The sequence below is a fragment of the Acidovorax sp. GW821-FHT09B03 genome, assembly GCF_059418305.1.
Genome location: NZ_JBWKPP010000010.1, coordinates 132,139 through 146,327, shown reverse-complemented (window position 1 = coordinate 146,327; position 14,189 = coordinate 132,139). Strand labels below are relative to the sequence as shown.

The 14,189-nt window shown below is 67.2% G+C and carries 13 protein-coding genes; 11 read left to right on the top strand and 2 right to left on the bottom strand.

What is annotated here, in order from left to right:
• Positions 1–201: 201 nt before the first annotated feature.
• Complete coding sequence (locus AC07PA_RS18955) at positions 202–1,068, top strand: methylglyoxal synthase (RefSeq protein WP_494606238.1); 867 nt, start codon at positions 202–204, stop codon at positions 1,066–1,068.
• Positions 1,069–1,093: 25 nt separating this feature from the next.
• On the opposite strand, the gene AC07PA_RS18950 is transcribed toward AC07PA_RS18955, so the two are convergent.
• A complete protein-coding gene (locus tag AC07PA_RS18950; protein WP_494606236.1) occupies positions 1,094–2,329 on the bottom strand; it encodes an FAD-dependent oxidoreductase in 1,236 nt (411 codons plus the stop codon).
• 48 nt (positions 2,330–2,377) lie between these two features.
• Complete coding sequence (locus tag AC07PA_RS18945; RefSeq protein WP_494606234.1) at positions 2,378–3,712, bottom strand: amidase; 1,335 nt, start codon at positions 3,710–3,712, stop codon at positions 2,378–2,380.
• 169 nt (positions 3,713–3,881) lie between these two features.
• On the opposite strand from AC07PA_RS18945, the gene rpsB reads away from it, so the two are divergent.
• From rpsB to AC07PA_RS18895, 10 genes are all read left to right on the top strand, one after another.
• The gene (gene rpsB, locus AC07PA_RS18940; protein ID WP_007852278.1) at positions 3,882–4,634 is read left to right on the top strand and encodes a 30S ribosomal protein S2; all 753 of its coding nucleotides are present in this window, start codon (positions 3,882–3,884) and stop codon (positions 4,632–4,634) included.
• Between the two features lie 104 nt (positions 4,635–4,738).
• Complete coding sequence (gene tsf, locus AC07PA_RS18935; protein WP_007852280.1) at positions 4,739–5,668, top strand: translation elongation factor Ts; 930 nt, start codon at positions 4,739–4,741, stop codon at positions 5,666–5,668.
• 62 nt (positions 5,669–5,730) lie between these two features.
• Positions 5,731–6,453 (top strand): UMP kinase, encoded by a 723-nt coding sequence (gene pyrH, locus AC07PA_RS18930; RefSeq protein WP_007852283.1) that lies wholly within the window; start codon positions 5,731–5,733, stop codon positions 6,451–6,453.
• Positions 6,454–6,513: 60 nt separating this feature from the next.
• A complete protein-coding gene (gene frr, locus AC07PA_RS18925) occupies positions 6,514–7,074 on the top strand; it encodes a ribosome recycling factor (RefSeq protein WP_145698044.1) in 561 nt (186 codons plus the stop codon).
• Positions 7,075–7,103: 29 nt separating this feature from the next.
• Positions 7,104–7,835 (top strand): polyprenyl diphosphate synthase, encoded by a 732-nt coding sequence (uppS, locus tag AC07PA_RS18920; RefSeq protein WP_007852292.1) that lies wholly within the window; start codon positions 7,104–7,106, stop codon positions 7,833–7,835.
• A gap of 8 nt (positions 7,836–7,843) precedes the next feature.
• A complete protein-coding gene (locus AC07PA_RS18915; protein ID WP_145698043.1) occupies positions 7,844–8,701 on the top strand; it encodes a phosphatidate cytidylyltransferase in 858 nt (285 codons plus the stop codon).
• Entirely contained in the window at positions 8,698–9,876 is a 1,179-nt protein-coding gene (gene ispC, locus AC07PA_RS18910) for a 1-deoxy-D-xylulose-5-phosphate reductoisomerase (RefSeq protein ID WP_494606230.1), read from the top strand. Before AC07PA_RS18915 ends, ispC begins: the two co-directional genes overlap by 4 nt.
• 62 nt (positions 9,877–9,938) lie before the next feature.
• Positions 9,939–11,300, top strand: coding sequence for an RIP metalloprotease RseP (gene rseP, locus AC07PA_RS18905; protein ID WP_007852296.1), 1,362 nt, complete (start codon positions 9,939–9,941; stop codon positions 11,298–11,300).
• Positions 11,301–11,345: 45 nt separating this feature from the next.
• On the top strand, positions 11,346–13,643 hold the full coding sequence (gene bamA / locus AC07PA_RS18900) for an outer membrane protein assembly factor BamA (protein ID WP_145698041.1): 2,298 nt from the start codon (positions 11,346–11,348) through the stop codon (positions 13,641–13,643).
• Positions 13,643–14,164 (top strand): OmpH/Skp family outer membrane protein, encoded by a 522-nt coding sequence (locus tag AC07PA_RS18895; protein WP_007852299.1) that lies wholly within the window; start codon positions 13,643–13,645, stop codon positions 14,162–14,164. The genes bamA and AC07PA_RS18895 overlap by 1 nt, the downstream gene beginning before the upstream one ends.
• Positions 14,165–14,189 lie beyond the last annotated feature (25 nt).

Here is a 14,189-nt window from a genome sequence, read left to right as displayed (position 1 = left end):
GGCGGGTCTGCCTGCGCCGGGGGCGGCCGGGCCCAATGTGTGGCATCGTACGCCTGCTGAGGCCATGGCCGCGCTGGAGGAGCTGGAGGAAACGGCCAGGCTCTGGCGGCTCTCGGGATTCGCCTGCACCCGTCTTGGGTGTGGCGAACTGGCCGGTCTGCAAACTGCATTGGGAGCCCTTTGGTGACGACAACCCTTCCCTTGAGAACCTTTGGCCTGGCGGCACACCGCCTGCACCGCTCGACCGCCGATGGCGGCCTGGCCCGATGGGCCGCGGCGTCGCGGTCGGTGCTGCAGGAGCTCCAGCTGGGCGTTGCCGCCGTGGGAGGATCGGCCGACGCCATCGAGCAACTGGCCCTGGCCGAGCACTTCCCGCGCCTCATGCGCCTGCCTTACGGGCGCGAAGGCGGCGTGATGCGCATGGTCTCGCGCATCGCGGGCGGCGTGCATGCCGAGCAGGAGCTGGCCGGTGCCATCTACCTGCTGGACCCGCTCGACCCCTCGTCCCTGTACCCCGAGGCGCAGGCCCTCAAGCGCCAGTGCATCTCGCATGGCAAGCCCCTGCTGCTGACCGTGGCGGCGGCCGTCGAATGGGTGGCTGTGGAGGCTGCCTTGCAGGCCGGCACCTCGCTGCGCCAGCGTTCGCCGGCCATGGTGCCTTCGATCGGGAAGCAGTCCGTCGCCCTCATCGCGCACGACGCCCTGAAGTCCGCCATGGTGGACTTTGCGCACCGCCATTTCGACCTGCTCTCGCAAACGCAGGAGCGCTTTGCCACCGGCACCACGGGCGGGCGGCTCAACGAGATGGCCTGGTCACGCGGCTGGCCGCGCGAGCGGACGTGGGTGCAGCCCCTGCGCAGCGGTCCGCTGGGCGGCGATGCGCAGATTGCCGAGCTGGTGCTCGACCAGCGCTGCGACAAGGTGCTGTTCTTCGAGGATGTGCATGTCGCGCGCCAGCACGAGGCGGACATCCAGCTGCTGGAGCGCGCGGTCTGCACCAAGAGCTTCGAGGCCGCCTGCTACCACACGCCGGCCATGGCCGATGCCTGGGCCCGCGCCTGGGCCTAGGCCGGCGCTCCCGCCCCGGCGGGGCTTATCCGAATCGCCGCATTCCCAGCCCGTCCAGGTCCACGGCGGGGCTGCGCTGGGCCACCAGGTCGGCAATCGCGCGCGCGCTGCCGCTGGCCAGGGCAAAGCCGCCCGTGCCGTGGCCGGTGTTGAGCCACAGGCCCGGCACGCCGCTGGCGCCGATCACGGGGGCACCGTCGGGCAGCATGGTGCGGGCGCCGCGCCAGGCCTGCACGCCGGTGGACAGCTGTGCACCGCCCGGGAACCAGTCGTTGAGCGTGCGGTACAGGCGTGCCAGCGTGGGTGCATGGTGCTCGGCGTCGGCGCTGCCCAGCTCCGCCCCGCCGGCCACGCGCACGCGCAGGCCCAGGCGGGTGATGCTGATCTGCTGCTGCACATCGACCACGCTGGCCTGCGGGGCGTGCGTGTCCTCGCGCAGCGGTGCGCTGATGGAGTAACCATGCACGGCCGTCATCGGCAGCCGCAGGCCGAAGGCGGGCAGCAGGGTGGCCGAGGCCATGCCGGCACACAGCACCACGGCATCGAAGCGCTGCGGCGTGGCCTCGCCGGCGAGCACCACGCCCGTGGGGCTGGTGGACAGGCGCTCCACACGCGTGCCAAAGGCAAACTGCACGCCACCGGCCTGCGTGCCCTGGCGCAGCAGCTGCGCAAACAGGCGGCAGTTGCCGGCGGCCGCGCCGGGCAGCGAGATGGCGCCGGCCATCGGCGTTTCAGGGCACAGGCCGGGCTCGAGCTTCTGGGCGGCGGCGGCATCGATCTCCTGCACGGCCACGCCGGCATCGCGCAGGCACTGCAAGGCCGGCTGCAGGGCGGTGCGGTCCTGCTCGGTGCGCAGCAGCAGCAGGCGGCCGGGGCTGGCCTCGAAGTCGAGTTCGTGCTCGGAGGCGATCTGCAGCGTGCGTTCCAGGCTGTACTGCGCCAGCCGCTCGAGGGCGGTGGCCGGGCCGGGGCCGCGCCTGGCCAGGCGTTTCCATTGCCATAGCCAGGAGACGTCGGCGCGGCCGAAGCCCGGGCCCAGGCGCACCGTGGACTGCGCCCCCAGCAGGCGTGGGGCGGGCGCCATGCCCGGCAGGGACCAGGGGGTGGGCAGCACGGGGGCCAGCAGGCCGGCGGCGGCGAAACTGGCGTCCTCGGCAGCGGCGTTGCGCTGCTCGAGGACGGTGACCTCATGGCCGTCGCGGGCCAGTTCGTAAGCAGTGGTGACGCCGATGATGCCGGCGCCCACGATGGCAATCTTCATGGGTGGGAGTATGGGTTGCGTTGGCCGGTTTCCGGCGAACGCCGGTCGCTATTTTTCTTGTAGTGCTTTTTCGATCTGCAGGCTGGCGTTGAGAACGCCGTCGTCGCGCATCGCTCCCTGCCAGACCATCAGGCCGACCGGGAGTTCCCCCTGCACGTGGCAGGGCAGCGACAGTGCGCAGCCGTCCAGCAGGTTCACCAGGCTGGTGTTGCGCAGCAGCAGGGTGTTGACGCGGAAGAACTCTTCGTCGCGCTCGCTGCCCGGTGCCACGCTGGCGATGGTGGGCGCCGTGATCGGCACGGTGGGCGAGAGCAGGGCGTCGTAGCCGTCGATGGCGGCGTGCATGCGCTCCTGCCAGGCGCGGCGCATGCCGACGAGGGCGATGTACTCCCATGCCGCAAGCGTGGCGCCCTTTTCGATGCGGGCGCGCACCCGCGGGTCGTAGTGGTCGCCCTTGGCGGCTAGCAGTTCGCGGTGCCAGGCGTAGGCCTCGGGGGGCGAGAAGCCGTACGCGGGCTGCTGCGCCGCCTCGGGCAGGGCGATGGTGTCGATGCGCGCGCCGGCACTGCGCAGCGTGGCCAGGGTGCGCTCGAAGGCGCGGGCCACCGTGGCGTCCATGCCGTCCAGGAACAGGGTGGTGGGCACGGCCAGCCGGTAACCGGCCAGCGGGGCAGGGCTGCGCGTGACGCGCGTGGCCGACAGCAGCTCGTGCACCAGGATGGCATCGCGCACGCTGCGTGTCATGGCGCAGGCGGTGTCGAGCGTGGTGGACAGGGGTACCGCGCCCGTGGTGGGCACCAGGCGCTGCGTGTTCTTGAAACCCACGATGCCGTTCAGGGCCGCCGGGATGCGGATGGAGCCGCCCGTGTCCGAGCCCAGGCCCACGAAGGCCGCGCCCGTGGCCACGGAGACCGCGGCCCCCGAAGAGGAGCCGCCAGGCACGCGGGCTTCGCCGGGCAGGGCGCCAAAGCGCGCATCCCAGGCGGCGGGCGTACCGAAGTGGGGGTTCACCCCCACGCCGGAGAAGGCGAACTCAACCATGTTCGTGCGGCCGATGAGGCTGGCGCCGGCTGCCCGCAGCCGGGCAACTGCCGGGCTGTCCTGTTGCGCCGCGGGGCTGCCGGCGAGTGCGGTGGAGCCGGCCGTCGTGGCCTGGCCCGCGATGTCGAACAGGTCCTTGACCGAGACCGCCAGCCCGGCCAGGGGCTGGTCGATGGTGCCCGATTGCACCACGGTGGTGCGCGCGGTGTCGAAATGGGTCTGCAGGAAGGTGTGGGTGTTGGCCGGTGCCTGTGCTGCGGCGATGCAGCGTTCGAGTTCGGTGGCCGGGGTGCTGGTGCCTGCCCGCAGCGCCGAGCGGGTGGCAAGAAGGTCGGGACGCATGGGTGTGCTAGAATCCTTGGGTTTTGCTGGGAGCAGTAGCGCTTTGCGCGTGGCGGCTTGTAGCAAAACCAATCGCAAACCAGCCCTGTCAAGGTGTTGCAGCGGTCGTGGGAAACACGGCGTTGCAAATATTGGGGCTGATTTTAGACCTAACCTTTGGAGTATTTTTATGTCCGTTACCATGCGCGAAATGCTGGAAGCCGGTGTCCACTTCGGTCACCAAACCCGCTTCTGGAACCCCAAGATGGCCCCCTACATCTTCGGCCATCGCAACAAGATCCACATCATCAACCTGGAAAAGTCGCTGCCACTGTTCCAGGAAGCCCAGAAGTTCGCCAAGCAACTGGCTGCCAACCGCGGCACGATCCTGATGGTCGGCACGAAGCGCCAGGCCCGCGAAATCCTGTCCACCGAAGCGCAACGCGCTGGCGTGCCTTTCGTCGACCAGCGCTGGCTGGGCGGCATGCTGACGAACTTCAAGACCGTGAAGACCTCGATCAAGCGCTTGAAGGACATGAAGGCCCAGCTGGAAACCGGCCTGGACAGCCTGAGCAAGAAGGAACAGCTCACGTTCACCCGTGAGATCGAGAAGCTCGAGAAGGATATCGGCGGCATCCAGGACATGGCTGCACTGCCCGACGCCATCTTCATCATCGACGTGGGCTTCCACAAGATCGCCGTGGCCGAAGCCAAGAAGCTCGGTATCCCGCTGATCGGCGTGGTCGACACGAACCACTCGCCTGAAGGCATCGACTACGTGATCCCCGGCAACGACGACTCGGCCAAGGCCGTGACGCTGTACGCCCGCGGCATCGCTGACGCGATCATCGAAGGCCGTGCCAACGCAGTGAACGAAGTCGTCAAGGCCGCCACCGGCGAAAGCAGCGACGAATTCGTGGAAGTGCAAGAAGCCGCCGCCTGATAGCCCGGCTGCGCGATCCGTCGCGAACAAAAACGGGGCTCTGTTGGCCCCCTTTTTTTTAGCCCGAATCTGAACCCACTGAACTGAACACCGAAGGAACAAAGATGGCTGCAATTACCGCAAGCATGGTTGCCGAACTGCGCGGCAAGACCGACGCCCCGATGATGGAATGCAAGAAGGCCCTGACGGAAGCCGACGGCGACATGGCCAAGGCCGAAGAGCTGCTGCGCGTCAAGCTGGGCACCAAGGCCGGCAAGGCCGCCTCGCGCATCACCGCCGAAGGCGTGGTCGCCAGCTTCATCAGCGGCACCACCGGCGCCCTGGTCGAAGTGAACAGCGAAACCGACTTCGTGAGCAAGAACGACAGCTTCATCGCACTGGCCAACGCCGCTGCCGAGCTGGTCGCCAAGCACAACCCCGCCGACGTGGCTGCCCTGGGTGCGCTGGCCTACGAGCAAGACAGCTTCGGCCCCACGCTGGAAGACGTGCGCAAGGGTCTGATCGGCAAGATCGGCGAGAACATGTCGTTCCGCCGCTTCAAGCAGTTCAGCGGCAGCAACAAGCTGGCCTCCTACCTGCACGGCACGCGCATCGGCGTGGTCGTCGAGTTCGAAGGCGACGAAACGGCTGCCAAGGACGTTGCCATGCACGTGGCCGCCATGAAGCCCGTGGCCCTGACCAGCGCCGACGTGCCTGCCGACCTGATCGAAAAAGAGCGCTCGGTGGCTGCTGCCAAGGCGGCTGAAGACAAGGCCAAGGCCGAAGCCGAAGGCAAGCCCGTGCAGTCCGACGAAATCGTCGCCAAGCGTATCGAAGGCGGCGTGCAGAAGTACCTCAAGGAAGTCTCGCTGTTCAACCAGGTCTTCGTGAAGGCTGCGGACGGCAAGCAGACCGTCGAGCAGATGCTCAAGGCCACCAACACCACCGTCAAGGGCTTCACCCTGTACGTGGTCGGCGAAGGCATCGAGAAGAAGGTCGACGACTTCGCAGCCGAAGTGGCCGCCCAGGTGGCTGCCGCCAAGGCCGCGGCCTGATCGCCGCCGACTCCCGCAACAACCCCACCAAAGCCCTGCACCACCTACCGGAGAAATTTCCCATGTCCAACGCTGCACCAGCCCACAAGCGCATCCTGCTCAAGCTGTCTGGTGAGGCGCTGATGGGGGACGACGCCTTCGGTATCAACCGCGCCACCATCGTGCGCATGGTGGAGGAGATTGCCGAAGTCACCCGCCTGGGCGTGCAGGTGGCGGTGGTGATCGGTGGGGGCAATATCTTCCGTGGCGTCGCGGGCGGCTCGGTCGGCATGGACCGGGCCACTGCCGACTACATGGGCATGCTGGCCACCGTGATGAATGCGCTGGCCCTGGCCGATGCGATGGACAAGCAGGGTTTGATCGCCCGCGTGATGTCCGCCATCGCCATCGAGCAGGTGGTCGAGCCCTACGTGCGCCCCAAGGCGCTGCAGTACCTCGAAGAGGGCAAGGTGGTGGTCTTCGCGGCCGGCACCGGCAACCCCTTCTTCACCACCGACACGGCTGCGGCCCTGCGCGGTGCCGAAATCGGTGCCGAGCTGGTGCTCAAGGCCACCAAGGTGGACGGCGTTTATACTGCCGACCCCCAGAAGGATCCCACGGCCACGCGCTACACGAAGCTCAGCTTCGACGAGGCCATGTCCCGCAACCTGGGCATCATGGATGCGACCGCCTTCGCCCTGTGCCGCGACCAGAAGCTGCCGGTGCGGGTGTTCTCGATCATCAAGCACGGTGCGCTCAAGCGCGTGGTGATGGGCGAGGACGAAGGCACGCTGGTCTACGCCTGATGACGATGCACGGGCCGGCTGCGCGCTGGCCCGTCTCTGGTCCGCCCCGAGGAGAAAAACATGACGATTGCCGACATCAAGAAGAACGCAGAGACCAAGATGGACCAGTCCATCACGGCCTTCAAGAACAACCTGCAGAAGATCCGCACGGGTCGTGCCAACCCGTCGCTGCTCGACAGCGTGCAGGTCGAGTACTACGGCTCCTTCGTGCCCCTGTCGCAGGTGGCCAACGTGGCGCTGATCGACTCGCGCACCATCAGCGTCCAGCCCTGGGAAAAGGGCATGGGCGCCAAGATCGAAAAGGCTATCCGCGAAAGCGACCTGGGCCTGAATCCGGCCTCCATGGGCGACCTGATCCGCGTGCCCATGCCGCCGATGAGCGAAGAGCGCCGCAAGGAAATGACCAAGCTGGCCCGCACCGAGGGCGAGAGCGCCAAGATCGCCATCCGCAACCTGCGCCGCGACGCCAATGAAGCCGTCAAGAAGCTGGTCAAGGACAAGCTGGCGTCCGAAGACGACCAGAAGCGCGCCGAAGCCGATGTGCAGAAGTTCACCGACCGGCACATTGCCGAAGTCGATGCGCTGGTGGCGGCCAAGGAACAGGAAATCATGGCGGTTTGAGCCCCGGTTCACGGGCTCGATCGTTCTACATGTCTGTACCGCAGGTGGTGCCACACCACATCGCCATCGTCATGGATGGCAACGGCCGCTGGGCCACGCGCCGCTTCCTGCCGCGCCTGGCCGGCCACAAGCAAGGGGTTGATTCACTGCGCCGCTGCGCTCGCGCCTGCGTGCAGCGCGGCGTGGGTGTGCTCACCGTCTTTGCCTTCTCTTCCGAAAACTGGAACCGCCCGGCCGAAGAGGTCTCCGGCCTCATGGAGCTACTGGCCATGGCGCTGGCGCGCGAGGTGCCCCAGCTCCTGAAGGACGGCGTGCGCCTGTACTTCGTGGGCGAGCGCGCGGGCCTGTCGGCCAAGGTGCGTGACGGCCTGGCCCAGGCCGAGGCCGCCACGGCGCACAACACGCGCCTGGTGCTCAACGTCTGTTTCAACTACGGCGGGCGCTGGGACATCGCCCAGGCGGCTGCGGCCCTGGCTGCCAAGGGTGAGCCGATCACCGAGGCCAGCCTGAATGCGGCCATGGGCATGGCCCATGTACCCGATCCGGACCTCGTGGTCCGCACCGGCGGGGAGATGCGCATCAGCAATTTCCTGCTCTGGCAGGTGGCCTATTCCGAGCTGTTCTTCAGCGACCGGCTGTGGCCGGATTTCGACGAATCCGCACTCGACGAAGCCATTGCGGCTTACAGTGCGCGGGAACGCCGTTTCGGCAAAACCTCTGAACAGCTCCTGTCCGCGCATCCCGATCCGATGCCGGGCTGAAAGGCCCCATGCTCAAACAGCGCGTCATCACTGCCCTCGTCCTGCTGGCCATCCTGCTGCCAGCACTGTTCTACGGCTCGCCCCTGCCGTTCACCGTGGTGGTGCTGGTGCTCATGGCCGCCGGTGCCTGGGAGTGGGGTCGCCTGTGCGGCTTTGGCCAGGCCGGTTCGCTGGCCGTGGGCGCCACCTGCGTGGCACTGTGCCTGGGCTCGTGGGCGCTGGGCTGGCTCGCGCAGCCGCTGACCGTGCTGTGGGTCGTGGGCGGCGCCCTGTGGGTGCTGGGCACAGCCTGGCTGCTGCGCGCCGGCGTGCCCGGCTGGCCGCGGATTCCCGCCGCCGTGCGCCTGGTGGCCGGCGTGCTGGCCCTGTGGCTGGCCTGGCTCGCCGTGGTGCAGGCGCGCCACGTGGGCATCAATTTCCTGCTGTCGGTGCTGGTCCTCGTGTGGGTCGCCGACATCTTTGCCTATTTTGCGGGCCGCGCTTTCGGTCTGCGCTTCACCAAGGGCAAGCTGGCCCCGTCCATCAGCCCCGGCAAGAGCTGGGAGGGCGTGTGGGGCGGTTTGGCCGGCGTGCTGGTGCTCTCGTTCGCCTGGGTGGCGGCCGATGCCCACTGGCAGGCCGAGGTGCTCAGTTTCTACAGCCGCATGGCCCGCCAGGGCTGGTGGCTGCTGGTGGTGGCGGCGCTGTTCATGACGGCGATGAGCGTCAGTGGTGACCTGGTGGAATCGCTCATCAAGCGCAGCGCCGGCGTCAAGGACAGCAGCAACCTGCTGCCCGGCCACGGCGGTGTGCTCGACCGCGTGGATGCCCTGCTGCCCACCCTTCCCCTGGCGATGATGCTCACGAGCCTGACGACCCCTCTATGAAACAACGGCTTACCGTCCTCGGTTCCACCGGCTCCATCGGGACCAGCACCCTGGATGTGGTGGCGCGCCACCCTGAACGCTACGAGGTCTTTGCGCTGAGCGCGGCCACCCAGGTGGACCTGATACTGGCGCAGTGCGCGCAGTTCTCGCCCCGCTTCGCCGTGATGGCCAGCGCGCCCCACGCGCGCCAGCTCGAGGAAAAACTGCGCCAGAACGGCCTGGCCACGCGCGTGCTGCACGAGGCCGACGCGCTGGAAGCCATCGCCTCCCACCCCGAGGTGGATGCGGTGATGGCGGCCATCGTCGGTGCCGCGGGCCTGGCGCCCTGCCTGGCGGCGGCACGCACGGGCAAGCGCCTGCTGCTGGCCAACAAGGAGGCGCTGGTGGTGGGTGGCGGCCTGTTCATGCAGACGGTGAAGGAGGGTGGCGCCACGCTGCTGCCCATCGACAGTGAGCACTCGGCCATCTTCCAGTGCCTGCCCGAAGACCCCACCACCTGGCCGGACCGGGTGGACAGCATCCTGCTGACCGCCTCGGGCGGGCCCTTCCGCCAGCGCGATCCGGCCACGCTGTCGCAGATCACGCCCGAGCAGGCCTGCGCGCACCCCAATTTCTCGATGGGCCGCAAGATCTCGGTCGATTCGGCCACGATGATGAACAAGGCGCTCGAGGTGATCGAGGCGCGCTGGCTGTTCGACCTGGCGCCCGACCAGATCAAGGTGGTGATCCACCCGCAGCAGATCATCCATTCGATGGTGCAGTTCAAGGACTCCTCCATCCTCGCGCAACTGGGCACGCCCGACATGCGCGTGCCGATTGCCGTGGGCCTGGCCTGGCCCGAGCGCATCGCCAGCGGCGCCAGCCGGCTCGATTTCTCGGCCCTGAGCGCGCTGGCCTTCGAGGACGCCGACGCCATTCGCTTCCCGGGCCTGCACCTGTCCTGGCAGGCGCTCAAGGCGGCCGAAGGCACGACGGCCGTGCTCAACGCCGCCAACGAGGTGGCGGTGGGGCAATTTTTGTCGGGCAGATTGCGTTTCGACCACATCCATGCGGTCAACCTTGCAACTTTGGATGCGGTTTCGCCCTCCAAGCCGGATTCCCTGGCAGCGCTGCTCGATCTGGACGCCCAGTCGCGCAGGGCGGCAGAGCAGGCCGCCGGCCTGCTGGCCGCCTGACCGGTCCATCCTTCCCACCCGATGGCCCCGGCTGCTGTCCCTGTTGACCCACGGAGCCTCCCATGCTGCTGACCCTTGTTGCCTTCATCGTTGCCCTGGGGCTCCTGATCGCCGTGCATGAGTACGGCCACTACCGTGTGGCCGTGGCCTGCGGCGTCAAGGTGCTGCGCTTTTCCGTGGGCTTCGGCAAGCCGCTGTTCACCTGGCGGCCCAAGGGCTCGCCCACCGAGTTCGTGCTCGGCGCCTTCCCGCTGGGCGGCTATGTGCGCATGCTCGACGAGCGCGAAGCGCCCGTGGCACCCGAGGAGCGCCACCTGGCCTTCAACACCCAGCCGCTGCGCTCGCGCGCTGCCATCGTGGTCGCCGGCCCGCTGGCCAACCTGCTGCTGGCGGTGCTGCTCTACTCCATCGTCAACTGGAACGGCGTCGAGGAGCCCAAGGCCGTGCTGGCCAGCCCCGTCGCGGGGTCGGTGGCCCATAGCGCCGGCCTGCGCGGCGGCGAACTGGTGCAGCGTGCGGCCCTGGGGGCGGACGAGCTCGAGCCCGTGCGCTCGTTCGAAGACCTGCGCTGGCTGCTGACCCGCGGCGCGCTGGAGGGTGAGTCCGTGCGCCTGGACGTGCAGCCGCAGACCGGTGCGCACCGCGAGATGGTGCTGGACATGTCCAAGATCGACGCCCGCGAGGCCGATGCCCAGCTGTTCCGCAAGATCGGCATCCTCGGCCCCTGGACGCGCCCGGTGCTGGGCGAGGTGATGGCCAAGGGCGCCGCGGAGCGCGCAGGCCTGCAGCAGGGCGACGTGGTGCTCAAGATCGGCGCCACCGAGGTGGTCGACGGCCAGCAGCTGCGTGAGCTGATCCGCCAGTCGATGCGGGGCACCGAGCCGCTGTCGCAGCCCTGGCTGGTCAACCGCGCCGGCAACTCGCTCACACTGGAGGTGCTGCCCGACGCCCAGCCCGAACTCGGCGCCACGGTCGGCCGCATCGGTGCCTACGTGGGCGCAGCGCCCGAATTTGTAACCGTTGAATACGGCGTGATCGAGGGTTTCTGGACCGGCGTGGTCAAGACCTGGGATGTCTCGCTGTTGACCCTGAAGATGATGGGGCGCATGGTGATCGGCGAGGCCTCCCTCAAGAACCTCAGTGGCCCCTTGACGATTGCGGATTACGCCGGCCGTTCGGCGAGCCTGGGCCTCACGCAGTACCTGGTGTTCCTGGCGCTGATCAGCGTGAGCCTGGGGGTGCTGAACCTGCTGCCGCTGCCAGTTTTGGACGGTGGGCACCTGATGTATTATCTTTGGGAGGGCGTGACGGGCAAGCAAGTCTCGGACGCATGGCTGGAGCGGTTGCAGCGCGGTGGTGTCGCGGTGCTGCTCCTCATGATGTCCATTGCCCTGTTCAACGATATCACCCGGCTTTTTGGCTAACCATTTTTCCGCACCTGCCCGGCAGGTGCGGCTCCAGTTCCATTCATGAAAAATCCAATCAATCGCCTGGGCGTGCGTACCGCATCGGCCATTGCAGCCATGGTCTTTGTCGCCAACGCGGCGTGGGCACTGGAGCCTTTCAAGGTGCAGGACATCCGTGTGGAGGGCCTGCAGCGCGTGGAGCCCGGCACCATCTTCGCATCCATGCCCCTGCGCGTGGGCGATGACTACAACGACGAGAAGGGCGCTGCGGCCATCCGCGCGCTGTTCGGCCTGGGCCTGTTCAAGGACGTGCGCCTGGAAGCCTCGGGCAACGTGCTGGTGGTGGTGGTCGAAGAGCGCCCCACCATCGCCGACGTGGACTTCTCGGGCACCCGCGAGTTCGACAAGGATGCCCTCAAGAAGAGCATGCGCGAAGTCGGCCTGACCGAAGGCCGCCCCTACGACAAGGCGCTGACCGACCGCGCCGAGCAGGAGCTCAAGCGCCAGTACATCAACAAGAGCCTGTACGGCGCCGAGGTGGTGACCACGGTGACGCCGATCGAGCGCAACCGCGTGAACCTCACCTTCTCGGTGGTCGAGGGCGAACCCGCGCGCATCAACGAAGTGCGCATCGTCGGCAACAAGGCCTTCAGCGAATCCACGCTCAAGGGCCTGTTCGACCAGGACACGGGCGGCTGGCTCAGCTGGTACACCAAGTCCGACCGCTATTCGCGCGCCAAGCTCAATGCCGACCTGGAAACCCTGCGCACCTACTACCTGCAGCGCGGCTACCTGGAGTTCCGCGTGGAGTCGACGCAGGTCGCGATCTCGCCGGACAAGCAGGGCATCTCGATCACCGTGAACGTGTTCGAAGGCGAACGCTTCGTGGTCTCGGGTGTCAAGCTCGAAGGCAACTACCTGGAGCGCGAGGACGAATTCAAGTCGCTGATCACCATCCGCCCCGGCGAGCCCTACAACGCCGACCAGGTGACGGAGACGACCAAGGCCTTCTCCGAGTACTTCGGCCGCTTCGGCTTTGCCTTTGCGCGCGTGGAGGCCGTGCCCGAGATCGACCGCGAGAACAACCGCGTGGCCCTGGTGCTGCAGGTCGAGCCCTCGCGCCGTGCCTACGTGCGCCGCATCAACGTGAGCGGCAACAACCGCACGCGCGATGAAGTGATCCGCCGCGAGTTCCGCCAGTACGAGGCCTCCTGGTACGACGGCGAGCGCATCCGCCTGTCGCGCGACCGCGTCGACCGCCTGGGCTTCTTCACCGAAGTCAATGTCGAGACGCAGGAGGTGCCGGGCTCGCCCGACCAGGTGGACCTGGTGATCAACGTGGCCGAAAAGCCCACGGGCTCGCTGCAGATGGGCGTGGGATTCTCCAGCGCCGAAAAGGTGGCCCTGTCCTTCGGCATCAAGCAGGAGAACTTCTTCGGCTCCGGCAACTACCTGGGTGTGGACGTCAACACCAGCAAGTACCGCCGCACGCTGGTGTTCAGCACCACCAACCCGTATTTCACGGACGAAGGCATCTCGCGCACGGTGGACCTGTACTACCGCACCGACAAGCCTTACGAGGACCAGGGCGGCAACTACCAGCTGGTGACCACCGGTGGCTCGATGCGCTTTGGCGTGCCGTTCAGCGAGACGGACACGGTGTTCTTCGGTGGCGGCCTGGAGCAGACCACCATCAAGCCCGGCACCAACATCCCCGCCACCTACCTGGCCTATGCCGACAACTTCGGCTACAAGAGCACCTCGATCCCGCTGACCATCGGCTGGTCGCGCGACGATCGCGACAGCGCGCTGGCCCCCAATTCGGGCCGCTACCAGCGCGTGAATTCCGAATGGTCGGTGGCCGGCGATGCCCGCTATGTGCGCGCCAACTACCAGTACCAGCAGTACGTGCCGCTGAACAAGCGCTTCACGCTGGCCTTCAACGGCGAACTGGGCATCGGCAAGGGCATGAACGGCCGGCCGTTCCCCGTGTTCAAGAACTACTACTCGGGCGGCCTGGGCTCGGTGCGCGGTTTCGACCAGGGCACCCTGGGTCCGCGCGACGTGACGGGCTCCTCCCTGGGCGGCCCGAAGAAGGTCACCCTCAATGCCGAGCTGATCGCACCCTTCCCGGGCGCGGGCAACGACCGTACGCTGCGCGTCTTCACCTTCATGGATGTAGGCAATGTGTATGGCGAGCATGAAAAAGTAACCGCCAGCGACATGCGAGCCTCCGTGGGGCTGGGCCTGAGCTGGATTTCCCCGCTGGGCCCGCTGCGCCTGGCCTTTGCACAACCGGTACGCAAGTTTGCTGGCGATAGAATCCAGAAACTGCAATTCCAGATTGGAACGTCTTTCTAATGAACTCCCTTTCCCGCCATTTCGCCCTGGTCATGTTGCTTGGCAGCTTTGCCATGGCGGTTCCCGCGCAAGCGCAAGAGTCCTTCAAGGCCGGTTTCATCAACACCGACCGCATCTTGCGCGAGGCCACCTCGGCCAAGGCGGCATCGGCCAAGCTCGAGCAGGAATTCACGCGCCGCGAGAAGGATCTCGTGGACATGGGCAATGCCCTGAAGACTGCTTCCGAGAAATTCGAGCGTGAAGCCCCCACGCTGGCCGAGAGCCAGCGCGCCGTCCGCCAGCGCCAGCTGGTGGACCAGGACCGTGACTTCCAGCGCAAGCGCCGCGAAATCCAGGAAGACCTGAACGCCCGCCGCAACGAAGAGTACGCAGCCCTGCAAGAGCGCGCCAACCGGATCGTCAAGCAGGTCGCCGAGGCCGAGAAGTACGACGTGATCCTGCAGGAAGTCGCCTACATCAACCCCAAGCACGACATCACCGACAAGGTGATCAAGGCGCTCAATGCAGCGCCTGCTAAGTAAGCAGCCTTACCAGCGCTGGGCGGGT

Excerpts from the sequence above, each read along its gene's own strand:
- rseP (WP_007852296.1), top strand. The coding sequence starts at position 9,939 with ATGCTGCTGACCCTTGTTGCCTTCATCGTTGCCCTGGGGCTCCTGATC.
- rpsB (WP_007852278.1), top strand. The coding sequence starts at position 3,882 with ATGTCCGTTACCATGCGCGAAATGCTGGAAGCCGGTGTCCACTTCGGT.
- uppS (WP_007852292.1), top strand. The coding sequence starts at position 7,104 with ATGTCTGTACCGCAGGTGGTGCCACACCACATCGCCATCGTCATGGAT.
- AC07PA_RS18950 (WP_494606236.1), bottom strand. The coding sequence starts at position 2,329 with ATGAAGATTGCCATCGTGGGCGCCGGCATCATCGGCGTCACCACTGCT.
- frr (WP_145698044.1), top strand. The coding sequence starts at position 6,514 with ATGACGATTGCCGACATCAAGAAGAACGCAGAGACCAAGATGGACCAG.
- bamA (WP_145698041.1), top strand. The coding sequence starts at position 11,346 with ATGAAAAATCCAATCAATCGCCTGGGCGTGCGTACCGCATCGGCCATT.
- ispC (WP_494606230.1), top strand. The coding sequence starts at position 8,698 with ATGAAACAACGGCTTACCGTCCTCGGTTCCACCGGCTCCATCGGGACC.
- AC07PA_RS18895 (WP_007852299.1), top strand. The coding sequence starts at position 13,643 with ATGAACTCCCTTTCCCGCCATTTCGCCCTGGTCATGTTGCTTGGCAGC.
- pyrH (WP_007852283.1), top strand. The coding sequence starts at position 5,731 with ATGTCCAACGCTGCACCAGCCCACAAGCGCATCCTGCTCAAGCTGTCT.
- AC07PA_RS18915 (WP_145698043.1), top strand. The coding sequence starts at position 7,844 with ATGCTCAAACAGCGCGTCATCACTGCCCTCGTCCTGCTGGCCATCCTG.
- tsf (WP_007852280.1), top strand. The coding sequence starts at position 4,739 with ATGGCTGCAATTACCGCAAGCATGGTTGCCGAACTGCGCGGCAAGACC.
- AC07PA_RS18945 (WP_494606234.1), bottom strand. The coding sequence starts at position 3,712 with ATGCGTCCCGACCTTCTTGCCACCCGCTCGGCGCTGCGGGCAGGCACC.